The sequence below is a fragment of the Paenilisteria newyorkensis genome (assembly GCF_000766145.1).
GTDB classification, from domain to species: Bacteria; Bacillota; Bacilli; order Lactobacillales; family Listeriaceae; genus Listeria_A; species Listeria_A newyorkensis.
Genome location: NZ_JNFB01000007.1, coordinates 1 through 24,098, shown reverse-complemented (window position 1 = coordinate 24,098; position 24,098 = coordinate 1). Strand labels below are relative to the sequence as shown.

Genomic DNA, 24,098 nt, shown 5'->3' with positions numbered 1-24,098 from the left:
TAAATTTCCTTCTCTTATTGTATCAGAGAATCGCGCTTGTGCAAGTATTAAATCGTTTCGTAAAAAATGCTACAAAAAAAGCCCTACTAAATTGCTAGCAAGGCTTTCTCTGTTTATAGTGATGGATATAATGGATATTCCGCTGTGATTTCAGCTACTTCTTGTTTCACTTCTGCAAGAACAGCCTCGTCTTCTAAGTTATGCAACACTTTTGCAATCAGTTTTCCGACTCTAGCAATAGCTTCTTCATCGAAACCACGCGTTGTTACTGCTGCAACACCAACACGAATACCGCTCGTTACAAAAGGACTTTCTGTTTCGAATGGAATGGTGTTTTTGTTTACAGTAAGGCCGACATCGTCAAGCACTGCTTCTGCTGCTTTTCCAGTTAAGCCCAGTGGTTTCAAGTCGATTAGTAGCAAGTGATTATCGGAACCGCCAGTTAAGACTGTTACGTCGTTTTCTTGCAATGTTTTCGCCAATTGTTTGGAATTTTTTAAGATATTTTCGCTGTATGTTGTGAATTCGGGTTGTAATGCTTCGCCAAATGCAACTGCTTTTGCCGCGATAACGTGCATTAATGGACCGCCTTGAATTCCTGGAAAAATGGCTTTGTTTAGTTTCGCTTCCCATTCAGCTTTTGCTAAAATCATACCGCCACGTGGACCGCGCAAGGTTTTATGCGTTGTCGTCGTTACGAAGTCTGCATATGGAACCGGGTTTTGATGATGACCTGTTGCAACAAGACCGGCGATATGGGCCATGTCAACCATTAAGTATGCGCCAACTTCATCCGCGATTTCACGGAATTTAGCGAAATCAATGGCACGTGGATAAGCACTTGCTCCCGCCACGATCATTTTTGGCTTATGTTCTAGGGCAATTTCACGAACTTTGTCATAATCAATTTGTTTCGTCTCTTCATCCACACCGTAAGCCACGAATTTATACAATTCACCACTAAAATTAGCTGGGCTGCCGTGTGTTAAATGCCCACCATGAGATAAATTCATTCCAAGAACGACGTCTCCTGGTTTCAGCGTAGCGTGATAAACCGCCATGTTTGCTTGTGCACCAGAGTGAGGTTGAACATTAGCATATTCGGCGCCAAATAATTGTTTCGCGCGATCACGGGCTAAGTTTTCTACAATATCAACATATTCACAACCGCCGTAATAGCGTTTGCCAGGGTAACCTTCTGCGTATTTGTTCGTTAAAACAGATCCCATCGCTTCCATAACTTGTTCGGTTACGAAATTCTCCGATGCGATTAACTCGATATTACTGCGTTGTCTGCCTAACTCTAACTCAATTGCATCAAAAACTGCCTTGTCGTGCTTTTGTAGATAAACCATGTGTGGATCCCCATCCTTTTCTCAAATGATTAGTAAAGCTTCGTACATGGTTTAATAATCTCTCATTCCAGCTTAAATTGCAAGTATTTTCGCGCAAGATTAGCTTAATTCTAAATAGTGAGGTAATTCACAAGAACGAAAAGCGGAGTCAGCCCGTTAGCCTCGACAGAAATTGTTAGGGGGCGAGGAACGAATGTTCACTGCCTTCACACTCATATTGAGGTTTTAACTTCCTAACAACCACAGCAATTTCCGAAAGGCTGGCTAATAGGACTAGACGAAAGACGGAATCAGCTATTTTTCGGCGTATCCCGTCCCAATGCTAGACTTATTCCTCTGCTTTTAGATTTCGCATTGTGGTCAACAAACTATCATGAATATACGTTAATTCCTCGCTTGGCTCAAAATCCCAACTTTCATCAGAATCCTCGCTTGCTTCCCATGAAACTTCCTGCTCTTGATGCTCATAAATCCACCAAACATTTCCCCATTTATCTTGTATTCGAGACAATGTATCGCCATAAAAATCAGTCGGGTTTGTTACAATTTTCGCACCTAAATGCTGTGCTTCTCTTAGTGTTTCTTCCATGTTTTCCACATATACACGAAGCAAACTTGGAGTGTATGGCCAATCTGCTTTTCTATCCGCAACCATTACAATAGAGTCACCAATGATCACCTCAGAATGTAGTATCAGACCATCTGTATCCACCGTCCTAGCGTCAACTAGCTCTTTGGCATGGAATACCTTTCTTAAAAATTGGAGCACATTTTCGGCATCTTTCGTGATGATAAATGAATTCACCGTTTGATAACCTTCTGGTGCTTTAGGAACGTTTGGCTTTGTCATACTATTTCCCTCCTCCGATTATTTCACAAAAATCGTCGCGCAATCATCTCTTCCAACTCTGCAAACGTATATTCGTAATCCGCCTTACTCCCACCGTACGGATCGGCCACATCAAAATCGTATGGGGAAATCAGCTCTGTTTTTTTGTTTGGGAACTTATCCACAAGGGTGCGCCGATGTTGTTCTGTCATCACAAAAATTTTGTCGGCTTCTTCTACTAAGTCAGGGGTTAGCAATTTTGCAAGATGATAGGTCGGTAAGCCATGTTCTTGCAATATTTCTTTTGATTGTATCGACATTGGTGCGCCGGTCTGTGCTGCAAGTCCGGCAGAGCGGATTTCCCATTCTGGCTTGAACCACTGTAACATTTTTTCGGCCATTGGGCTTCGGCATGTATTTCCAGTGCACACAAATAAGATATTCATTCTAACGTTCCTCGCTTTGCTTAATATAATGTCCGCCTGCTGCCTTATCAAGACGATTCATTACCGCTTCTCCGATACCCGTTTTTGCAAAAGGCTCGGCGTAAATTAGCGTCACAGGTGTGTGGTCAAAATGGCGTAATCGGTCGTATAGGCGGTAGGCGACTTCTTCCGGATAAGCCTTACTGCCAAGCCCCACCATATAATCTGACTTTCGCAACTGCGCCTCTAGCTCATCTGAAACGAGCACACCGACGATTTCTCCGCGTTTTTCGGCCAAGTCAATCTGTTTTTGGAAAAATGCTGCATCGCCCTCAATAATGGCCACAGGGGCTTTCGGGGCATAGTGCGTGTATTTCATTCCGGGCGCTTTCGGGGCTTCTTGCTGCGCGACTTCTTTCGCTTCTGAAATAACGGAACCAATCACCGCTTCTATTTCCTCTTGTGAAACGCCGCCTGGTCGCAAAATGGCTGGGATTTCAAGTGTGCAGTCAATCACCGTGGATTCCAGACCAACGCCAGTTTTCCCACCAAAAACAATACCCGCAATTCGTCCCGATAAATCTTCCTCGACGTGTTCCCCAGATGTTGGGCTCGGTTTTCCCGATCGATTCGCACTTGGAGCTGCCACAGGAATGCCCGCTACCGCTAAAAGACCAAGTGCAACAGGATGTTCCGGCATGCGTACACCCACACTATCGAGGCCTGCCGTCACATTGGTAGCTAATCGACCAGGCTGTAATGGCAAGATAATCGTTAACGGTCCCGGCCAAAATTCCCGCATCAGTTTTTTGGCGTTGCTCGGAACTTTCTGGACGAATTCATGAATTTGAGACTGATCCGCGATGTGGACGATGAGCGGGTTATCAGATGGCCTGCCTTTTGCTTCGTATATTTTAGCGACGGCTTGCTCGTTTGTAGCGTCCGCACCGATACCGTATACCGTTTCGGTTGGGAAAGCCACAGTTTCTCCCGCTTGCAAAAGTTTCGCGGCTTCGAGGTACGTCTGAATTTCATTTTCCTTTGTGATATGCCAAATCTTTGTTTCCATTAGGAATTGCTCCTTTACATTGCTTTAATCTTATTTTAACGGTTCTGACGCTTTTTTTACAGTGTGAGATCGATTTATTTGAAAAATGGCTTTCATCCACGAAGTTATCCCCAAACTGTGGATAATAACTTTGTCAATGTGGATAACTAATTGTGAACCTGTGGATAATGTGAATAAGTGTGTTGATAACTGGGTTTTAATTATTAAGATTTGATTAAAAATATTTTTTTGCACAAAGTTTTATCCCCAATGCTGTGGATAAATAATGCGAATAAAAAAGCACTTCTTCATTAGAAATGCTTCTATATCAATTAGTTATGGCAAATTACCATTCGATCTTTCCCGTTGATGTCTTGCTTGATGATGACATTTGCCTGTGGAAAACTTTTTTTGAAAAACTTTTTTACTGCGGAACCCTGTGTATAACCTATTTCCATCCCAATCCAAAACAAGTTATCCACAATATCTGGTAAATCCTGAATCAACCGTTCGTAAATGGCTAAACCGTCATTTGGCGCGAATAGGGCTAGTTCTGGTTCGTGATCTAAGACGTAATTCGACATTTCCACGCGCTCACTATCCGCAATATACGGCGGGTTTGCCAGAATCATATCGAATTTTTCGCCATTTTGTTGGAAATAGTCTACGAGATCGCTGTGGATAAATCGGACATCTTTTTTTAGGCGGGTCTTATTTTGTCCTGCGACTTCGAGGGCTTCGGCGGAAATATCGGAACCGGTCACCGAACACTCGGGAAATGTTGCTTTTAGTGTGATGGGGATAATTCCGCTACCTGTGCAAACATCCAAAATACGCTGGATTCGCGCTGGATTTTTTTCGATAAATTTTTCGGCGGCGTACACGAGTTCTTCGGTTTCTGGACGAGGAATTAGGACACTCGGTGTGACATAGAAATCGCGACCATAAAAAGGAGCCACTTCTAAAATATACTGAACTGGCTCTCCGTTTATATAACGTGCGAAATCGTTGTCAAACTGGGCTTTTTCGCTCGGATTTAGCTCGCGGTTCGTTGACATCCATAGCTCGGATCGTGTCAGGTCAAGCCGCGTTTCGATGATAATTTCTGCGATGTTGAGGTCTAAATCGCGAGCGCTTAATTCGGCTTTTGCTTGGTGCAAGATTTCGGCAATTGTCATCTTACATACCGTCGCTTAGGTGGTCGAGTCGGCTCGTTTGATCTTCCATAATAAGCGCGTCGATCACTTCATCCAGCTTGCCTTCCATAATTTGATCGAGCTTTTGAATCGTCAAACCAATGCGGTGGTCTGTCACACGGTTTTGTGGATAATTATACGTCCGAATCCGCTCAGAACGGTCACCGGTACCAACTGCCGATTTCCGATGTGTATCGTATTCCTCACGTGCTTCACGCTCAAATTTATCAAAAATCCGAGCACGCAAAATTTTCATCGCCTTTTCTTTATTCTTAATTTGGGAACGTTCATCCTGCATCGAAACAACAATCCCCGTCGGAATATGCGTCAAACGTACGGCTGACATCGTCGTATTGACACTCTGTCCGCCCGCACCACTCGAAGCGAACGTATCCGTCCGAATTTCGTTATCTTTAATGTCGATTTCCACATCTTCTGCTTCTGGCAAAATCGCAACGGTCGCCGTCGATGTATGGATTCGACCGCCTGATTCGGTTTCTGGAACACGTTGTACACGATGCGCGCCATTTTCGTATTTCAGACGTGAGTAAGCGCCAGCGCCGTTAATCAATACGATGATCTCTTTATAACCACCAATTCCCGTCGCGTTCGCTTCCATAACTTCGGCTTTCCAACCGCGAGATTCGGCGTAACGTGAGTACATCCGGAATAAGTCGCCAGCAAATAGAGCGGCTTCATCGCCACCCGCAGCTCCGCGAATCTCCATAATAACGTTTTTGTCGTCATTCGGGTCTTTTGGAACGAGCAATAATTTCAGTTTTTCTTCCAGTTCGGCTTTTTTTTGCGTTAATTCATTAAATTCTTCTTTCACCATTTCTTTCATGTCATCGTCGAGCTTCTCGTTCATCATTTCGCGCGTTTCCGCAAGTCCCGCGGTCACTTCTTTATACTCGCGATATGTCTCGACTGTTTCAGTGATGCCAGACTGCTCTTTGGAATAGTCGCGGAGCTTTTTCGCGTCACTGACCACGTTCGGGTCGCTCAGCAATTCGTTCAATTCATCATAGCGATCTTCCACCGCTTGTAAACGATCATACATTTAAGTTCACCTCATTTTTTAGTTGTTAAGACGTTAAATTGATGGGTTGGCGTGACATTTTCGGCATACTGGATAGTAACGATCGTTGCCGCCAATCATGATTTGGTCGCCTTTATACATCGGTTTCCCCTCTTCATCCACACGCAAAACCATCGTTGCTTTTTTCGTGCAAAACCAACAAACCGTCTTCATTTCCTCGATTTTGTCTGCGTAAAGCAATAAATACTTGGAACCTTCGAAAAGTTCATTTTGAAAATCGTTTTTTAGGCCGTAAGCAATGACGGGAATGTTGAGTCCGTCTGCAATTTGCGCTAGTTGCAGGATATGTTTTTTCTCCAAAAATTGCGATTCATCGAGTAGTACGCAATACGGTTTTGGCTCGATTTTTGCGACTTCTTCATACAGATTCGTCGCTGAAAATACTGGTGTTGCCTCGCGTTTTAAGCCAATCCGACTCGAAATGATGCCGACTTGATCGCGATCATCGATACCTGACGTAAAAATCATGACCGGCTTATTTTGTTCCTCGTAATTATGTGCCACTTTTAAAATTTCAATTGTTTTACCGCTGTTCATTGAACCATATCTAAAGAAAAGCTGTGCCATTCACTCAAAACCTCGCATTCCCATGTTAAAAACTCTTTTTCATTCTATCATAGCGCGTAATTTGGGACAACAGGTATTGTTTTGGAGAATGTGTAAAAGTAGCAACAGCCTCATTCTGAAGGTAACTTTCTATGCAAGATTCTTAAATGCGCATGGCAAAAAAAACTACAAGTAAAGCGTAAAAACGATACTTTACTTGTAGTTTATTCATGAAAATATCGTCGAGCCATTTCCTTCTACAGTTAATGAAAGGACCGTCGCCGTTTGATCGAATTCCTTCATAACACGTATCAGATTCTCGCTTTCCGTTTTTGGAGCGAAGATTAGAATCGTTGGACCCGCGCCACTCAAACACGCAGCGTAGGCACCGTTCGCTTTCGTCAATTCACGCAAAGGCTTCAGATGAGGCACAAGTTTGGCACGATATTTCTCATGCCATAAATCGCGTTCCATCATCTCACCTGCGAGTTTCAAATCATTTTGCAAAAGCGCCGCGATCATCACATTGGCAATACTGCTAGCTTTGACCGCCTCTTTGTACGGAAGCTGATCCGGCAAAACACCGCGACTCTCACTCGTTAGGAGTACTTCTTGCGGAATAAACGCGAGCAGCGCGCAGTCTGGGAAAAGATGCCTCACGTAGAAATCTTCACCATCCAATTTTGCACCAACGACAAAATTACCGAGCACGGCTGGGGCAACGTTATCCGGATGGCCTTCGATTTCCGCGGCAATCTCGACTTTGCGTTCTGGCGTCAACTCCAAATTCGCGAGTATATTCGCAAGCTCAATGCCTGCCACAACGGCCGCCGAACTACTTCCAAGTCCGCGCGCCGCTGGGATATCGCAGAGCATTTTCAAATTGTGTGGTTCGAGATTTGGCGCGATGCTAAGCGCGGTTTCGACGATGACGTTTGACGCGTCCATCGGGATTCCGTCGCCTAAATCATGCGCGATATGCCACTCTTTTGCTGGCTCCAAAACTTCTAGCGTCAAATAAAGCGATAACGCAAGACCACACGAATCAAAGCCTGGTCCAAGATTCGCTGTTGTAGCCGGAACTTGGATTCTAATCATTTCGTCACGCCTCCGCGCAAGTAATCACGCATTGCGTCCACGCCTTCCACATGCGAAATTGGAACTTCATGCACGCTCATCGCCGTATCCGGGTCTTTCAAGCCGTTTCCAGTGAACACACACACGACCGTTTCGCCTTGTTTGATCGCGCCACTTTTCACGTGTTGAATTACGCCAGCAAGCGATGCCGCCGAGCCTGGCTCAATAAACACACCATCTTGCGCTGCGACTTTTTTGTAAGCATTCACAATCTCGTCGTCCGTCACCGAATGGATATAACCCTTAGACTCATCACGCGCAGCCTCAGCCAAGCCCCAACTTGCAGGGTTACCAATCCGAATCGCCGTCGCAATCGTCTCAGGATTCTTGATTGGCGCACCTTGAACGATCGCCGCCGCACCCTCCGCTTCAAAACCATGCATCCGCGGTAAACCAACGCCAAAATGACCGTCCCATTCTTTGAAACCTTTCCAATACGCCGAAATGTTCCCCGCGTTCCCAACCGGAATCGCAAGCACGTCTGGCGCTTTCCCACCTAATTGTTCGCAAATCTCGAACGCCGCTGTCTTCTGGCCTTCCAAACGATACGGATTCACCGAGTTAACAAGCGCCACGGCTTCCGTTTCCGCAAGCTCACGAACCGCGTCCAAAGCTTCATCAAAGTTCCCTTGAATCGCGATAATATCCGCGCCATACATCACTGCCTGCGCCAATTTACCAAGCGCCACTTTGCCATCTGGAATCACGACATACGCCTTCATCCCCGCGCGAGTCGCGTACGCAGCCGCTGCCGCCGACGTATTCCCAGTAGAAGCACAAATGACCGCCGTCGCGCCCTCTTCCTTCGCTTTTGCAACAGCCATCACCATTCCGCGATCCTTAAACGACCCCGTCGGATTCAAGCCTTCATATTTCCCATATAACGTCACGCCAAGTTCCTTCGACAAATTCGGTAACGGAATAAGCGGTGTATTCCCTTCCGCCAAGCCAATCATCGGTGTTTTGTCCGTAATCGGTAAATAATCCTTATATCGTTTCAATAATCCTTCATACATGCTTTATCCCTCCACAACTTGATATTTCGCTTCGACTTGCATTTGCGGTTCCAGTTTCACTTTTTCGATCGCTTGTTCCAGTTGCGCCTTGCTCGTCACATGCGTCACCACAACAACCGTCGCCGTAAACTCATCCAGCGGTTCCTGCAAAATTTTATCAAAACCAACGCCCGCTTCCGCAAAAATCTGCGTTAACTTCAGGAACGTTCCCGTTTTATCATCCATGACAATCCGCAAATAATATTTCGAGAAAATTTCTTCCGGTACCGTCTGCTTCGTATCATGTTTATAACTATTAAATACATTGCCGTTAATGCCTAACTTGCTGTTTTTGGCAACCGTAATAATATCGCTGACAACACTCGTCGCCGTAGGTAATTCACCAGCACCAGGCCCGTAATACATCGTCTCTCCAGCCGCAGCACCCGTTACAAACACCGCATTATTCTCGTTGTTCACGCCCGCCATCGGGTGGTATTTCGGCAAGAGCACTGGCCCAACGCTAACCGCGACCGAACCGTTCTTCTCTTCCGCCGTACCGACCAATTTAATCACGTATTTCAACTGCTCCGCAACTTCCATATCCCGCGGCGCAATCCCACGAATACCAACCGTATCCACGTCCGCCAAGTCCACATTCATGCCAAATGACAATCGCGTCAAAATAACCATTTTGCGAGCCGCGTCGATTCCGTCCACATCGTTCGTTGGATCAGATTCCGCAAAACCTAAGTCCTGCGCCTCTTTCAAAACATCCTCATAACTTCGCTTCTCCGTCTTCATTTTCGTCAACATGAAGTTCGTCGTACCGTTCACGATTCCCATAACTTTCTGAATTTTATCAGCCGCGAGCCCGTTCACAATCGTGCGCAAAATCGGAATTCCACCAGCAACGCTCGCTTCGTAAAATAAATCACATTGGTTCGCCTGCGCAACAGCAATCAGTTCGTCCCCGTGCAACGCGATTAAATCCTTGTTCGCCGTCACAACATGTTTCCCAGCATTAAGCGCCTGTAAGACATACTCACGCGCCGGTTCAATGCTTCCCATAACTTCCACAACCACCGAAATGGCTGGATCATTTAAAATGTCAGAAGGTTCCGTGGTCAAGCTAAATCCCTTCGTCTCGTAACGACGATTTTTCTCTAAGTCGCGCACGAGCACCGTTTTGACGCTCACTTGGTAGCCAGTCATTTGACTAATTTTCTCTGCATGCTCTTCTAAAATATGAATGACACCACTCCCAACTGTTCCAAATCCTAAAATCCCAACTTCTAATTTCGCTTCCACTTGTCAACCTCCTTAGTTATAAAACCATGTAATTATGCTTATTATACGCAATTTCTTATCATAAAGCAAAGGATTATTTGACATATCAGAATATTCATTTAGGACAATGTTCACAAGACTATCACATCTAGGGAGAGAAACGTAAAAAAGGCTGCATCTCTATCTTGTTTAAATTAGAGACTTGACAGTTAGAATTCTATCGATTATAATCACTTTATTAAGTTAGAATTCTAACTATAAGGAGTCGAATTAAAATGAGCAATCAACCACTAAACACCCCGTATTCCGATTTATTCCGAGGCGTTGGGATGAAAATCAAGATGACCGCCGATGCCAGACTTCGCGAACTAGACCTCAACGGCCAGCAAGGACGCATGATTGGCTATATTTTTGAGAACCAGGACCGCGGAGTTATTCAAAAAGATCTCGCCACCCAATTCAACCGTAAAGGCGCCAGCATCACGAGCATGCTACAAGGCCTCGAGAAAAAAGGCTACATCAAACGCGTCATCCCAGAAAACAACGAACGCCAAAAAAAAATCTACGTCCTAGATAAAGGCGTGGCATTAATAGAAGAATTCAACACCATTTTTGCCGAAATCGAAGCCAGCATCACGCAAGACCTCACCGCTACCGAAGCCGAACAATTAAAATCGCTTTTGGAAAAAGTACAAGATAGCCTATAAGGAAGAAGGAAAGAACATGACCAAGAAATTTTCAGATCAATATTATTTAGAAACCGCACCCGTGAAAAAAGCCATCGCCCATTTATCGATCCCCATGATGATCGGGATGTCTGTCGGCACTATTTATAACGTCATCAACGCCTATTTCATCGGATTGCTGCACGATACCAGCATGCTCTCCGCGATCACGCTCGGCTTACCAATTTTCACCGTTCTCATGGCTTTCGGTAACGTATTCGGTGTCGGTGGTGGCACATTTATCACCCGCCTCAATGGCCAAAAAGACACCGAAAAAGGCAAGCGCATCGCCGGCTACACATTCTACGCCAGCATTATTGCCGGACTTTTACTCGCACTCCTTGCTTTCTTTTTAATCAATCCTATTACCCAACTACTCGGTGCTGATGCAGCAACCTTTGATTACGCCAAAACTTATGCGCTAACCTTATTCGCAGGCGGTTTCATCGTCATACTGAACTTCGCTTTGGAACAATTAGTCCGGTCGGGCGGCGCTTCCAAAGAATCCATGTACGGCATTTTCATCAGCACCGGCCTCAGCCTCATTCTCGATCCTATTTTGATTCTAGGCCTAGGCTGGCACGTTGCCGGAGCCGCACTAGCTATGGTCTTATCCCAACTCGGTTCCGCCATTTACTACCTCTACTTCCTAGAAAAACGCAGCGAACATTTACAAGGCTTCCTGAAACACTTCAAAATCTCCATCAAAGACCAACTCGAAATTTATAAAATTGGCGTCTCCGAACTATTACAATCAGCCTTTTTAATCGTAACAACCTTACTACTCAACAATTTTGCGATCCAATATGGCGATAATGTTATCGCTGGATTCGGAATTGCACTACGCATCGTTCAAATCCCAGAATTTTTAGCTATGGGACTGTTCTTTGGTCTCATTCCATTCTTCGCCTTTAATTTTACTAGTAAGAATATTCCGAGATTTAAAGCTGGTATGAAACAAGCGTCCCTTTATATCGGCATCATTTCCGTTACGTTCGTCGGCTTCGTTTACCTATTTAGGGCGCCGATTATCCACCTATTCTCCAACGACCCGAGCGTTCTAAGCGTTGGCACCTACATTCTCGTGGCTATGCTTGTATCAGCAATATTCAACGGCTTTACTGGCTTATTCATCAGTCTTTTCCAAGCAACCGGACAAGGTACAGCGACGATGGTTATGTCCATCACACAAGGCGTCCTTTACATCCCAATGATTCTGATTCTACACGCAACACTTGGCCTCCACGGCGTCATTTGGTCCATGACAATCACCGAAATCATAACCGCCGTGATGGGGCTTATCTTCTTCATTGCCTTCCAGAAAAAATTAAAAACACCCGCTGTGACCGGAGTCAAAATAAGTACAGCTTCCTAAAAAAAAGCGCCGTTCCCAGCTCGGAATGGCGCTTTTAAAGTATCTAATTAACGCATCGTCACAAATTCCTCAGAACCCGTCGGATGAATCGCAACCGTGTTATCAAAATCAGCTTTCGTCGCGCCCATTTTCATCGCAACCGCAAAGCCTTGAATCATTTCATCAACACCCGTTCCGATGCCGTGCAAGCCGACCACTTTCTCATTATCACCAGCACAAACCAACTTCATTCGGCAAGGCTCGCGGTGCTCTGTAATCGCCGTGTACATCGAGGTAAACGAGGACGTATACACTTTCACTTGCGTCTCCCCATATTTCTCTATCGCTTCCGGTTCCGTCAAACCAACCGTCCCAATCGCCGGATGACTAAAAACAACCGTCGGAATCAGATTATAATCCAGATGCTCATCCAATTTCCCATTAAACAACCGCTCAGACAAGCGACGCCCAGCCGCAATCGCAACCGGGGTCAGCTCGATATGCCCCGTAATATCCCCGACCGCATAGATTCCTGGAACCGCCGTATTTTGGAATTTATCCACTTTAATGTAGCCTTTTTTATCCAGCTCCACAGCCGTTGCCGCCAAATTCAGCGTCTCGGTCACCGGTGTTCTGCCAATCGCCCAGATCAATTTCTCCACCGTCTGCGTCCGGCCATCCTCCAAATGAAGCGTCACCGAGCCGTCCTCATTTTGCGTGACCTCCTTAGGAATCGCCTCCGTATGAAGCGTCGGTCCCTGTTCCTTCATGACCTCCACCAAAGTTTCCACTAATAAGGGGTCAAAATTGCGTAATGGCGCGTGTTTCCGAACAAATAAATGCGTCTCTACACCAAAGCCCTGCAATACGCCCGCAAGTTCCACCGCAATGTAGCCAGCACCAACAACCGCCACGCTTTTAGGCAACTCCGTCCACGCAAAAAAGCCATCCGAGTCCGTCCCCAATTCCGCACCAGGAACGTCCGGCCAAGCAGGCTTCCCACCAGTCGCGACCAAAATATGATCCGCCGTATAATGCTTGCCGTTCACCTCAATCGTGTGCTCATCCACAAACGATGCGTATCCCTTCAAAATATCGACCTTATTATGATCGAGTCCGCGCTGATACGAACCATGAATCCGCTCAATATACGCTTCCCGATTTTCCACCAACTTCGCAAAATCAAAACGCTCCTGTTTCACATCGAACCCATAATCCGGCGCATATTTGTGCATCGCCTCTGAAATCTGAGCCCCGTACCACATCACTTTTTTAGGAACACAGCCAACATTCACACACGTCCCACCAAGATGTTTCGGCTCCACAAGCGCACATTTCTTCCCATAACTAGCCGCACGATTCACCGAAGAAATCCCGCCACTACCTCCACCAATCGCTATATAATCATAATGTTCCACCATATGAAAACCTCCTCATTTATTTCTCTATCCTCCAATTCTACCCCAAGCAAGATTGAAATGAAAATGTTTGGATTTTGTTGCGCGGTTTTATGTTTTTCTCACTTTGATTCGGGCTTTGTACAAAGAAGAACTAAAAATTCTCCAATGGTCCACTAATTTTTTCTTTTTCTGCGTAAGACGTACATTCTGCTTTACGCAAATCGAGCGAAAGCGATTGCAATCAGGTGATTTGGTGAAAAAGGATGGCAAACTCATTTCATTCCTTTGCATATTGAGGTTCTAATTCGCTTTGCTTCAAAGAACCACAACAAAGCGGAGTGTACTGGCGTACGTGATGACTGAAAGCAGGGAGAGAGTAGTTTCCTCGACCAGGCGAGAAGTTAAGCGAAACGGCTCTTGTGTAGCAGAACCGTAAAGATGTACCGCATCCTTGTTATACATCTCCAGAAGGAACGCCTATTCGCGATGCTCCTAGGCATATTGGGACTGTAACTCATTCCATTTCGAACAGCCCCAACAATGCGAGCGCTTGCCTCCGATTTACCCCGCATAGGCTCAAGGCATCAAATAAAAAAGCCACCCGAGGGTGACTTTTTTATTTGATGCCGTATTTCTTGTTGAAACGGTCGACACGTCCGTCGGCTGTCGCATGTTTTTGTTTACCAGTATAGAATGGGTGAGAATCAGAACTGATCTCGACACGTAGTAATGGATACTCGTTGCCATCTTCCCATTGAATAGTTTCGTTCGAGCCCTTAGTAGAACCAGAAAGAAATTTGAAATCTGTACTAGTATCAAGAAATACCACTTGACGGTATTCCGGGTGAATTCCAGCTTTCATTGTTTTCAACTCCTTCGCCCTGAATCATCTGAAACAGAGTAATTTCTGCACAATTGCACACAGTAAACTCATTATAACAATGCTTTTCTAATTTAGCAAGGCTTATTTTTTAAACATTTCTGTTTGGATAACTTCGAAAAAATCTGCGTTCGTCGGCGTCTTTTTCAAATAGCGAATAAAGCGTTCTGAAATGTCTAGTGCATCGCCTTGAATCGGCATAATTTTACGGATTTTCCAAAGCTGTTCGAGGTTTTCTTTTGGAAGTAGGAGTTCTTCTTTACGCGTTCCTGAGCGGCGAATATCAATGGCTGGGAAGACGCGGCGTTCTGCCATCGCGCGATCGAGATGAAGCTCCATGTTTCCGGTTCCTTTGAATTCTTCGTAGATAACGTCGTCCATCCGCGAACCGGTGTCAACAAGCGCCGTCGCCAAGATTGTTAAACTTCCGCCTTCTTCGATATTTCGAGCAGCCCCGAAAAAGCGCTTCGGTCTGTGGAACGCGGCTGGATCGATACCACCTGACAGCGTTCGACCGCTCGGTGGAATAACGAGATTATAGGCTCTGGCTAAACGCGTAATGCTATCCATCAAAATAATAACGTCACGCTTCTGCTCTACAAGGCGCATTGCCCGTTCTAAGACGAGTTCTGCAACTTTGATGTGATTCTCTGGAACTTCGTCAAACGTCGAGCTAACAACCTCTGCTTTGACGGAGCGTTCAATATCGGTTACTTCTTCTGGACGTTCATCGATTAGTAGTACAATCAATTCTGCATCTGGACTATTTTCTGTGATCGCATTAGCAATTTCTTTTAAAAGAATCGTTTTACCAGCTTTAGGCGGGGCTACAATGAGTCCACGTTGACCAAAACCAATCGGCGCAATCATGTCAATCATACGCGTTGAAATCGGCTCTTGACCAATCTCCATACGTATTTGGCGATCAGGATAAAGCGGCGTTAGGCCGGGAAAATGGACACGATCTTTCGCGACTTCTGGATTTTCACCGTTAACCGCCTCGACGTGAAGCAAGCCAAAATAGCGTTCATTCTCTTTTGGAGGACGGACTTTTCCTGAAACTTTATCACCTGTTCTTAGATCAAAACGTCTGATTTGGGAAGCTGATATGTAGATGTCTTCGGAACTCGCGGAATAGTTGATGGGGCGCAGGAAGCCAAAACCTTCCGAGGCAATAATATCAAGAACGCCTTCCATGAAGAAGAAGCCTTGTTTTTCAGCACTTGCCTTTAGCAGAGCAAAGCTGAGTTCTCGTTTCGTGAGCTTGCTATAATAGGGAATCTTATGTTCCTTTGCAAGCGCATAAATTTCTTTAATTGTCAGTTTTTCCAGATAGGAAATGGATATGTCCGGCATATAATTTGACCACCTTTTGGATTTTTTGTAAAGAGGATTTTAGGAGAGCTGAGGATTAAGAACGTTCTTTCATGATTTACTAATAAAACTCGAATTCAAGAAACTGATGTTTTTACGCATTTCACAATCTCCCGCCGAGCCTCAGCGGAGCGACAAGTGCTCAGATTCTAGGCAAAGCCGAGTACCGGAGCGGAATGTACTTGGGTACTTGGGTACATGAGCACCAGCGCACAGGCTTTATAGTGGGACTACAAACTCACTTTGTTCCTTTGCATATTGAGGTTGTAACTCGCTTTACTTCGAACAACCTCAACAAAAATGAGTGCTTGTCGCTCCGCTGAACGACTAGACGATTTCGGAGGCGTGTGACACCTTACAAATATCAGCGCCAATACCTTCTAATTTTTCAATAATACGGCCATAGCCTCTTTCAATATGTTCGACGCCGTGGATTTCTGTTACACCGTCTGCAGCAAGGCCTGCGATAACAAGCGAGGCACCTGCGCGTAAATCCGACGCGGTAACTGTTGCTCCTCTAAGCTGCGTTGGGCCTGTCACAATGGCTGCGCGACTTTGAAGTTTGAAGCGACCACCCATGCGTTTTAGCTCATCGATATGTTTAAAACGGCTTGGATAGATAGTGTCTGTTACGACGCTACTTCCGTGGGCACCGGCTAATAATGCGGTCATTGGTTGTTGTAAATCGGTTGGGAAACCTGGATAGGCGTAGGTTTTGATATCTACTTTTTTTAGTGAACCACTTTTGCTGATATAGGCAGAATCTTCATCCATTTCGATGGATACGCCAGCTTCGACGAGTTTCGCTTTCACGGCTTCCATGTGGGCTGGAATGATGTTTTCGACCTTGATTCCAGAACCGACTGCGGCTGCTAAAATCATGAAAGTGCCGGCTTCAATGCGGTCAGGAATAATGGTGTGGCGGCATCCGTGAAGTTTTTCAACGCCTTCGATGCGGATGGTGTCTGTGCCTGCGCCTTTTATTTTTGCACCCATGCTTGTAAGGAGGGTTGCGACATCGATAATTTCGGGTTCTTTGGCTGCGTTTTCGATGACAGTTTTACCAGTTGCTTTAACAGCAGCAAGCATGATATTAATCGTTGCACCAACACTCACGACGTCCAGATAAATACGGGCACCTTTTAGTTCGTCGGCACGCAAATAGATAGCGCCTTGCTCATTTGTGACTGTAGCTCCAAGCGCCTCGAAGCCTTTAATGTGTTGGTCGATGGGACGCGGACCTAAATAGCATCCACCTGGAAGTCCGATAACCGCTTTTTTGAAACGGCCTAGCATCGCACCCATGAGATAGTAGGAAGCGCGTAATTTTTTTACATTGCCATTTGGTAGTGGCATATCAATTAAATTAGACGGATCAATCGTTACAGCATCTGTATCCGCATGAATCGTTCCGCCAAGTTCTTCTAAAATGGCATATAATGTGTGTACATCGGATATATCAGGTAAACCTTCAATGGTAACGTCTGAATCGGCCAGAATTGTAGCAGGAATAAGCGCCACAGCACTATTCTTAGCCCCATCCACACGCAACGTCCCTGATAGCTCTTTTCCACCTTGTATTACTAATTTCTCAATCATACCGTTCCTTCTTTCTAATTAAAAAGATTTCACTTGTTGCTAATTATCCCTGATATTGAGGAAATTTGCAAATCGAAAAGCTGAAAGAGCCCGTTAGCCTCGACAGAAATTGTTAGGGGGCGCAGTAAAAGTCCTCCTTTGACTTTTGCGGAGGCCACGAAATTTCCGAGAGGCTGGCTCTTGAAGCTAGATCCGGAGGCGCTGAACATAACGCGGCGCATAGATTACATGCCCACTTCGTTCTCATGCATATTGGAGGTCTATTTTCAGCTCGACTTCGCTTCTTAACTCCCTCACCCATCCAAATCCACATCATACAAATAATCCAACTGCTTTCGTTGCAGCGTCGCGGGTGCCAAACGCATTCCCATATTCCGCGTCTTACATACAAACGACGCCTCCAACTGCCCAATTTTTCCAATCAATCGTGAGCGCTCTGTAATTTTCTTTGTTCTGCCAACTCTAGCCAGACTGAAATCCTCAAAAGCCTGCTCCACATCATGATTCTTTTTCAAGCAGTTCCGCAAAATAATCGCGTCTTCCATCGCCTGACAGCCGCCCTGTCCCAAATTCGGCGTCATCGCATGTGCCGCGTCTCCTATCAAAACCACGCGCCCTTTTGCAAAACTTTTCATCGGTTCCAAATCAAAAATATCTCCGCGTATTATTTTATCTGGATTTGTAGCTTCCAATACTTCGCGAATCGGCTTGTGGTAAGGACCAAAACGTTCTATTAAATGCGATAATTCATATGTTTGATGGGCGATGCTATTCTCGGACGCCCCAACTACCGCAAACCAATATGTTTCCTTGTTTGCCAATGGGACAATTCCAATGCGCCCTTTTGTGCCCCAAGTTTCTGTGAATAACTTAGGATCTGCATCTTTCGGCCAAGTTTCAGCAATGCCACGCCAACACGTGTAACCCGCATAACGGAGCGGTTGTTTGCCAAAAATACAGTTCCTCGCGATAGAATGGATCCCGTCTGCAACGATTGCGTAGTCTCCGCGAACCTCAGAACCGTCCTCCATCTGAGCGACAACTCCCGAATCATCCTGTATCAAATCGTGACATTTGCTACCTAGTTTTAATGTACTTTCTTGAAGAGCACCTAGCAAAATTGTCTGCAAATCGGCTCTATGTATTGCGTAAATCGGGAAGGCATATTTTTCATCGTCTAGCTTTGTAATAGCTTTGCCAACCTCATCCACAATCGCAATTCCTTTGGAGCTAACATTTCCCATCGCCTTTACTCGTTCCGCCAAACCGAGCTGTTCAAGCGCTGCCATCCCGTTCGGTGCAACGGTAATCCCTGCGCCAACCCGCTTAACTTCCTCTGCCTTTTCAAAAATTTCTACGGAAAAACCGGCTTGTTGAAGCGCTATTCCTGTCATCAAACCAGCGATTCCTCCGCCTATAATTAAAAATTTATTTGCCATTTTCTGCGCCTCATTTCTTGTATGCGTTTTCTTTTAATTTTATCAAGCTTTGTGGAGATTGGGTATCGGACTTTTGATTTATGTATTTGGAGAATAGGAGAGGAGTTGATTTTCTGCTATTTATTTGATTTGGGGTATATGCTCTGTCTTAGTTTCCTCATATCTGCTGGTTTCGTCTATTGTCTTGGCTCGGCTGCTGGGGGGATGCCTCATAACAACCTCAACAAATAACGAGCCCAGATTTAGGCTCGTTATCATCGTTAAGTATAAAATTATGCTTTGCCGTTTGAACCAAATTCTTGGATCTTAGCAACAACTGTTTTAACAATCGCATCTTTACCAGGTCCGATAACTTTACGTGGATCGTAAACTTTATCATCTGTAGCTAATTTTTCGCGAACAGCGGCTGTCCAAACGATTTGGCATTCCGTGTTAACGTTGATTTTGCTGTGACCGTGTTCGATTGCTTGTTTGATTTGGTGTTCAGGAATTCCAGAACCACCGTGAAGTACTAGAGGAGCACCTGTTAATTTCGAGATTTCTTCCATTTCTTTGAATCCTAAAACTGGCTCGCCGTGGTAAGGACCGTGTACAGAACCTAATGCTGCAGCAAGTGCATCAATGTTAGCTTCTTTAACAACACGTAGACATTCAGCAGGATCAGCATAGTTGATTCCGCCTGTTACGCCGTCTTCTTCGCCACCAACAGTTCCAACTTCGGCTTCAACAGAAACGCCTTTTGGATGTGCGTAGTCAACAACTTTTTTAGTCATTTCAACGTTTTCATCGATTGGGTGATGAGAACCATCGATCATAACAGATGAGAATCCTGCATCAATTGCAGCTTTACAAGAATCAAAAGATGAACCGTGATCCAAGTGAATTGCAACTGGTACAGTGATTTTTAGGTCATGCATAAGTCCTTCAGTCATTTTAACTACTGTCGTAAATCCACCCATGTATTTCGCTGCTCCTTCAGAAACACCAAGGATTACAGGGGCTTTTTCTTGCTCTGCAGCTTCTAAAATAGCGCGAGTCCATTCAAGGTTGTTGATGTTGAATTGACCTACAGCATATTTACCAGCTAACGCTTTGTTCAACATTTCAGTCATACTAACGATAGGCATAATACAATTTCCTCCTCAGGAATATAAAAGTGTGGAGCATAAGCCGGGGAAATCGGCGGCAAGCGTTCGCATTGTTGGGACTGTTCGACATGTAATGAGTTACAGTCCCAATATAAGCGTGAACGTAGTGAACGGTTAATCCATCCACCGGTTCTGCTACACAAGGACAGTTTCGCTTAACTTCTCGCATGGTCGGGGATATGACTCCCTCCCTACTTTCAGTCATCATGTACAGTCGTACACTCCGCTTCCGGCTTCCGCGAAACTTGCGGAATACAAACGCTTTCGCTCGATTTGTATAAAGCCGAGTCTTCATCCTACCCAAAAAGAAATAGGGCTCGGAGTTCTTCGGCTTCATTCGAGCTTAGTTCCAGACTCTTACAAAATTTGATTTTCTGCTGTGAAAAATAACGATTGCTATTTTTCCTAACACTGTAATAATACCAGATTTGTGAGTGGTTTACCATAGTGAAGGTCGATATTTTTGATGTAATCGTTTTATTTCTGGATGCGGTGCTCGATTCGGGCTGCATCTGCCAAAATTGCTAGTTTTTCTGGTAAGACTTCCAATCTGTAGGGTGTCTCTCCTCCATATACGCCGTCGTAACTTATGTTCAAACCCGCCTCGCATTCGATATCTGCGTATTTTGTTTTGACGTATACGACATCTTCGCTTTGGAGATGAGAACCATTTTTAATAGAAGCAAGTAATTTGAGTAATTTTGCGGGCGAAACTTTTTTCAAGATGAGCAAATCCATATATCCGTCGTTTAGTATTGCTGGTGGGCACAGTTTTTCCATACCTCCGACGCTGTTTGTTAACGCGCCAAATAACAACAAGATTTCACCTTCAAATACGCCTTCATCGTGTGAGATTTTTACTTGTTTTGGAGCTAATTTTGGTAGTAACTTTATACCGCTCGCCAAATAGGCTAAGCGTCCAATTTTGTTTTTCATGGATTCTTTGACAGCATACGTGATTTCGGTAATTTTTCCACCCGCCGCATTGTTGATAAAATATTGATCGTTTGCTTGACCCACATCAACTTTTACCGTCGCGCCGGTTGCAATGATATGCAAGGCTTCCACCGGATCTTTTGCCATCCCGAGTGCGCGCGCGAAATCGTTCGTTGTTCCCACTGGTAATACCCCAAAAATGGTCTGCGTTGGCGCTTGCATTAAACCGTTGACAACATCATTTACCGTGCCATCTCCGCCTGCCGCAACAATAAATTCAAAACCGTCCAATACGCCTTGCTTCGCGATTTTAGTCGCACTTTTCGCCTGGTCGGTCGTTGGAATCAAGGTAACATCAAACCCCGCCTCTTCCAAAACTTGTTCTGCAACCGGCATCAATTTGTGAAACTTGCGCTGCCCAGCAACAGGATTATAGATGATTAACATTCGCTTTAACAACAGTTTTCCCCTTCTCTCATGCAGTGATAATCTTAGTTTCTTATTTTCCTTCTTTCTTGTCAAATTGGGCGCCTCGAATCCACCTTTTTTGATGCAAAAATTAGTACACCGAATAGCTCACTTTTCAAGTTAAAACGCATACAGGAATATTTTGTTGTAACATTACTTACTAAATGACTTTTTTGACGCTATTTCGACATAGAATTGTAGGTAATTTGTCAATATTCGAGTTAAATGTCCTAAAGATGTTGCTACCACTTACTATTTTTGTCATAAACAGTAGATACATTCGCTCAAATTGCGCCCAAGATAGGGAAACTCTATTGACTCTCTTCTTGATTTTCTACATAATAGGAGTATTCATTGTGTACATTGGGAATAGACTGGGAGCAATCGCGTTCATACCGTGTACTTTTTAATACCAAAGGGGACTTTTTAGAATGGAGATGGAAAATTGAAGACTTTATTAAAATCAGCTATTGTGACGGTCGGGCTTACAACTGTTGTTTTACCGATATCTGTCCTGGCTGATGAACAACAACCTGCTGATAATATTAGCGCAGTCACTGCAAAAGACGGGTCGCAAACGATTGATGATAATTCAATCTACGTACCAAAAGCAGAACGGGAAGGCACATTCACTGGAGATTTACATGCCGATGAAGACCAGGATGCACCAATTCCTGATCGTAGCAGAGTTTTAAATGCAAAAGCAGCCTATCCAAATGTGAATAACTATATCAAATCCAATAATTTTACAAATGCAAAGTTGAGTAGCCAAATTCAGTCGCAATTCACGAAATTCAACTATCGCAATGGTTATGGCAAGCCAGAAGGTGTTGTTTTGCATGAAACGGCTAATCCAAATTCGACCATTCAGAATGAGATTGACTACATGAGTGGCAATTGGGAGAACGCTTTTGTGCATAGTTTTGTCGATAAAGGCAATATTATTCAAATTCACCCGACCGATTATGGTGTTTGGGGAGCAGGACGTTTTGCCAACGCTCGTTTTGTTCAGTACGAACTGGTAGAGCACAAGACTTTTGACGAGTTTGCGCGTTCGATTAATAATTATGCCTATTATACAGCCTACATTCTAGATAAATATAAACTGCCGATTGATAGCGCTGAAACAGATGGCGTTGGAACTGTTTGGACACATAATGCAGTCAGTAAATACCTAGGTGGCACAACGCATACCGATCCGATTGGTTATTTCAACAAATGGGGCTACAGCTATAATGAGTTCCTAGCACTCGTGACTGAGAAATACAACGCGATGAGTAAAGATACAATTATTTCTAATGTCCCATTCGCAGCTACAACTTACGCTAATGTCAAAACAGCGGCTGGCAACACGGTTTGGTCAGCACCTTTCAATACAGCAGGAGCCAACGAAGTGAATCCACTATCCGCCTACACTGGCAAAAATTTGAAACTATTACGCGAAGCAAAAACGCAAAGTGGCACGTGGTATCAATTTAGCATTGACGGGAAAATCATTGGTTGGGTGGAAAATAAAGCCGTTACTGCTTTCTACACACCAAGCATGGAACAAACCGCAAATCTAACTCGCTACGTCAACGTTCCAACTGAATCCGTTTATTATTTCCCAGTGATTGACAGCTCGGTGCGTAAAGGAACATTAGCGTCTTATACGAACAAACCATTGCTTGCGAACAAACAAATCACGCTAAACGGTACATTATGGTATCGCCTAATGAACGGTTCCGAAGCAGTCGGCTGGGTTCGCGCTTCAAGCCTTACCGCCACAGCTTTTGATCAAATCGCTTATGACAAGGTAATGGGAGCTACAACCTATGCTAGCGTCAAAACTGCTGCTGGCAACAACGTCTGGACTGTACCAAGCGGAACACTCGGCGCCAAAGTTGTCAACCCCCTCTCTACCTATAACGGTAAGAATTTAAAACTCATTCGTGAAGCGAAAACAAGCAAAGGCATCTGGTACCAATTTGCCATTGATGGGAAAACGATTGGTTGGGTAGACAGCAAAGCCGTATCGATTTTCTATACACCAAGTATGGAACAAACGGCGAATCTGCCGCGTTATGTCGCGCTTCCAAAAGACTCTATTTACTACTTCCCAGTGGTTGACAGTTCGACACGTAAAGGCGATTTGACGAAATATCTGAACTTAAAACTAACTGTTCACAAACAAATGACGGTTAACGGTACACTCTGGTTCCGCCTAATGAACGGCGCAGAGTCGATTGGTTGGGTTCGCGCAGTGAGCGTTACGCCGACTAATTACGACCAACCCGTTTACGACAAAACATTGACCGCTTACGGTAAAACAAAAACGACAGCAAATCAATACATCTGGAAATTAGTTCCGAACACATACGGTATCAATTCAAAAATTGCACCACTTTCCAATTACAGTGGTAAAAAGCTCCGTATCTTGCGTGAAGCCAAAACAACTGGCGGCTTATACTACCAAATCAGTTCAAACGGTCAACTTCTTGGTTGGGTTAATGCAAGTGCCCTGACGAAATTTTATGATGGCGCAATTGCTGAAAAACCAGTGAACTTAACGAAAAAAGTAGCTAATACTGCTGGTGTACTCTACTCATTCCCTGTCGATGATCCTCCGATTAAAGTTGGAACGCTCGCTAATTTTGCTGGCAAAACATTAACCGCAGATCGTCAAGCTAATATCGAAGGAAAAGTATGGTACCGCCTCAAGAATGGCAATGTCGTTATCGGTTGGACATTACTAGCAAACCTGAAATAACATAAAAAAGCAGTAAATCCACGAAAAAATGATGTGCACCCCAAAAGTTAGACCAAAAATCTAACGTTTGGGGTGTTTTGCTGTGGCAAAATATGATGTATCATTT

20 protein-coding genes are annotated in these 24,098 nt (G+C 44.6%); 3 read left to right on the top strand and 17 right to left on the bottom strand.

Annotated features, from left to right (window positions below; all coding sequences use genetic code 11):
• Window positions 1–113: 113 nt before the first annotated feature.
• From glyA to EP58_RS02495, 10 genes are all read right to left on the bottom strand, one after another.
• Complete coding sequence (glyA, locus tag EP58_RS02540; RefSeq protein ID WP_036089663.1) at window positions 114–1,355, bottom strand: serine hydroxymethyltransferase; 1,242 nt, start codon at window positions 1,353–1,355, stop codon at window positions 114–116.
• Window positions 1,356–1,683: 328 nt separating this feature from the next.
• A complete protein-coding gene (locus EP58_RS02535; protein WP_036089661.1) occupies window positions 1,684–2,205 on the bottom strand; it encodes a VOC family protein in 522 nt (173 codons plus the stop codon).
• 23 nt (window positions 2,206–2,228) lie between these two features.
• Window positions 2,229–2,630 carry a low molecular weight protein arginine phosphatase gene (locus EP58_RS02530; RefSeq protein ID WP_036089659.1) on the bottom strand — a complete coding sequence of 134 codons (402 nt, stop codon included), beginning with the start codon at window positions 2,628–2,630 and terminating at the stop codon, window positions 2,229–2,231.
• 1 nt (window position 2,631) lies between these two features.
• Window positions 2,632–3,678 (bottom strand): L-threonylcarbamoyladenylate synthase, encoded by a 1,047-nt coding sequence (locus tag EP58_RS02525; RefSeq protein ID WP_036089658.1) that lies wholly within the window; start codon window positions 3,676–3,678, stop codon window positions 2,632–2,634.
• Window positions 3,679–3,989: 311 nt separating this feature from the next.
• Complete coding sequence (prmC, locus tag EP58_RS02520; protein WP_036089655.1) at window positions 3,990–4,835, bottom strand: peptide chain release factor N(5)-glutamine methyltransferase; 846 nt, start codon at window positions 4,833–4,835, stop codon at window positions 3,990–3,992.
• 1 nt (window position 4,836) lies between these two features.
• A complete protein-coding gene (gene prfA, locus EP58_RS02515; RefSeq protein ID WP_036089652.1) occupies window positions 4,837–5,913 on the bottom strand; it encodes a peptide chain release factor 1 in 1,077 nt (358 codons plus the stop codon).
• A gap of 33 nt (window positions 5,914–5,946) precedes the next feature.
• Window positions 5,947–6,519: a thymidine kinase gene (locus EP58_RS02510; RefSeq protein ID WP_036089648.1), complete on the bottom strand. Its 573-nt coding sequence runs from the start codon at window positions 6,517–6,519 to the stop codon at window positions 5,947–5,949.
• Between the two features lie 207 nt (window positions 6,520–6,726).
• On the bottom strand, window positions 6,727–7,593 hold the full coding sequence (gene thrB, locus EP58_RS02505; RefSeq protein WP_077917801.1) for a homoserine kinase: 867 nt from the start codon (window positions 7,591–7,593) through the stop codon (window positions 6,727–6,729).
• Window positions 7,593–8,651 (bottom strand): threonine synthase, encoded by a 1,059-nt coding sequence (gene thrC / locus EP58_RS02500; protein WP_036089637.1) that lies wholly within the window; start codon window positions 8,649–8,651, stop codon window positions 7,593–7,595. The genes thrB and thrC overlap by 1 nt, the downstream gene beginning before the upstream one ends.
• Before the next feature lie 3 nt (window positions 8,652–8,654).
• Window positions 8,655–9,941, bottom strand: a complete 1,287-nt coding sequence (locus EP58_RS02495) for a homoserine dehydrogenase (protein ID WP_036089635.1) — start codon at window positions 9,939–9,941, stop codon at window positions 8,655–8,657.
• A gap of 254 nt (window positions 9,942–10,195) precedes the next feature.
• Here EP58_RS02495 and EP58_RS02490 point away from each other — a divergent pair, with 254 nt between their 5' ends.
• Both EP58_RS02490 and EP58_RS02485 read left to right on the top strand, forming a co-directional pair.
• Window positions 10,196–10,627, top strand: coding sequence for a MarR family winged helix-turn-helix transcriptional regulator (locus EP58_RS02490; protein ID WP_036089632.1), 432 nt, complete (start codon window positions 10,196–10,198; stop codon window positions 10,625–10,627).
• Window positions 10,628–10,643: 16 nt separating this feature from the next.
• On the top strand, window positions 10,644–12,020 hold the full coding sequence (locus EP58_RS02485) for an MATE family efflux transporter (protein WP_036089629.1): 1,377 nt from the start codon (window positions 10,644–10,646) through the stop codon (window positions 12,018–12,020).
• Window positions 12,021–12,067: 47 nt separating this feature from the next.
• On the opposite strand, the gene gorA is transcribed toward EP58_RS02485, so the two are convergent.
• From gorA to EP58_RS02450, 7 genes are all read right to left on the bottom strand, one after another.
• A complete protein-coding gene (gene gorA / locus EP58_RS02480; protein ID WP_036089627.1) occupies window positions 12,068–13,420 on the bottom strand; it encodes a glutathione-disulfide reductase in 1,353 nt (450 codons plus the stop codon).
• Window positions 13,421–14,015: 595 nt separating this feature from the next.
• Window positions 14,016–14,261, bottom strand: a complete 246-nt coding sequence (locus EP58_RS02475) for a type B 50S ribosomal protein L31 (RefSeq protein WP_036065627.1) — start codon at window positions 14,259–14,261, stop codon at window positions 14,016–14,018.
• Window positions 14,262–14,363: 102 nt separating this feature from the next.
• A complete protein-coding gene (gene rho / locus EP58_RS02470; protein WP_036089624.1) occupies window positions 14,364–15,635 on the bottom strand; it encodes a transcription termination factor Rho in 1,272 nt (423 codons plus the stop codon).
• Between the two features lie 345 nt (window positions 15,636–15,980).
• Window positions 15,981–17,252, bottom strand: a complete 1,272-nt coding sequence (locus EP58_RS02465) for a UDP-N-acetylglucosamine 1-carboxyvinyltransferase (RefSeq protein ID WP_036089621.1) — start codon at window positions 17,250–17,252, stop codon at window positions 15,981–15,983.
• Between the two features lie 293 nt (window positions 17,253–17,545).
• Complete coding sequence (locus tag EP58_RS02460; protein WP_036089618.1) at window positions 17,546–18,691, bottom strand: FAD-dependent monooxygenase; 1,146 nt, start codon at window positions 18,689–18,691, stop codon at window positions 17,546–17,548.
• 272 nt (window positions 18,692–18,963) lie between these two features.
• Complete coding sequence (fba, locus tag EP58_RS02455) at window positions 18,964–19,818, bottom strand: class II fructose-1,6-bisphosphate aldolase (RefSeq protein ID WP_036065624.1); 855 nt, start codon at window positions 19,816–19,818, stop codon at window positions 18,964–18,966.
• A 498-nt stretch (window positions 19,819–20,316) separates the two neighbouring features.
• Window positions 20,317–21,234 carry a diacylglycerol kinase gene (locus EP58_RS02450; protein WP_036089614.1) on the bottom strand — a complete coding sequence of 306 codons (918 nt, stop codon included), beginning with the start codon at window positions 21,232–21,234 and terminating at the stop codon, window positions 20,317–20,319.
• A gap of 454 nt (window positions 21,235–21,688) precedes the next feature.
• On the opposite strand from EP58_RS02450, the gene EP58_RS02445 reads away from it, so the two are divergent.
• Entirely contained in the window at window positions 21,689–23,992 is a 2,304-nt protein-coding gene (locus tag EP58_RS02445; protein WP_036089610.1) for a GW domain-containing glycosaminoglycan-binding protein, read from the top strand.
• The last annotated feature ends 106 nt before the right edge of the window (window positions 23,993–24,098 follow it).

Coding starts and splice junctions, on each gene's coding strand:
- glyA (WP_036089663.1), bottom strand. CDS start 1,355: ATGGTTTATCTACAAAAGCACGACAAGGCAGTTTTTGATGCAATTGAG.
- EP58_RS02535 (WP_036089661.1), bottom strand. CDS start 2,205: ATGACAAAGCCAAACGTTCCTAAAGCACCAGAAGGTTATCAAACGGTG.
- EP58_RS02530 (WP_036089659.1), bottom strand. CDS start 2,630: ATGAATATCTTATTTGTGTGCACTGGAAATACATGCCGAAGCCCAATG.
- EP58_RS02525 (WP_036089658.1), bottom strand. CDS start 3,678: ATGGAAACAAAGATTTGGCATATCACAAAGGAAAATGAAATTCAGACG.
- prmC (WP_036089655.1), bottom strand. CDS start 4,835: ATGACAATTGCCGAAATCTTGCACCAAGCAAAAGCCGAATTAAGCGCT.
- prfA (WP_036089652.1), bottom strand. CDS start 5,913: ATGTATGATCGTTTACAAGCGGTGGAAGATCGCTATGATGAATTGAAC.
- EP58_RS02510 (WP_036089648.1), bottom strand. CDS start 6,519: ATGGCACAGCTTTTCTTTAGATATGGTTCAATGAACAGCGGTAAAACA.
- thrC (WP_036089637.1), bottom strand. CDS start 8,651: ATGTATGAAGGATTATTGAAACGATATAAGGATTATTTACCGATTACG.
- EP58_RS02490 (WP_036089632.1), top strand. CDS start 10,196: ATGAGCAATCAACCACTAAACACCCCGTATTCCGATTTATTCCGAGGC.
- EP58_RS02485 (WP_036089629.1), top strand. CDS start 10,644: ATGACCAAGAAATTTTCAGATCAATATTATTTAGAAACCGCACCCGTG.
- gorA (WP_036089627.1), bottom strand. CDS start 13,420: ATGGTGGAACATTATGATTATATAGCGATTGGTGGAGGTAGTGGCGGG.
- EP58_RS02475 (WP_036065627.1), bottom strand. CDS start 14,261: ATGAAAGCTGGAATTCACCCGGAATACCGTCAAGTGGTATTTCTTGAT.
- rho (WP_036089624.1), bottom strand. CDS start 15,635: ATGCCGGACATATCCATTTCCTATCTGGAAAAACTGACAATTAAAGAA.
- EP58_RS02465 (WP_036089621.1), bottom strand. CDS start 17,252: ATGATTGAGAAATTAGTAATACAAGGTGGAAAAGAGCTATCAGGGACG.
- EP58_RS02460 (WP_036089618.1), bottom strand. CDS start 18,691: ATGGCAAATAAATTTTTAATTATAGGCGGAGGAATCGCTGGTTTGATG.
- fba (WP_036065624.1), bottom strand. CDS start 19,818: ATGCCTATCGTTAGTATGACTGAAATGTTGAACAAAGCGTTAGCTGGT.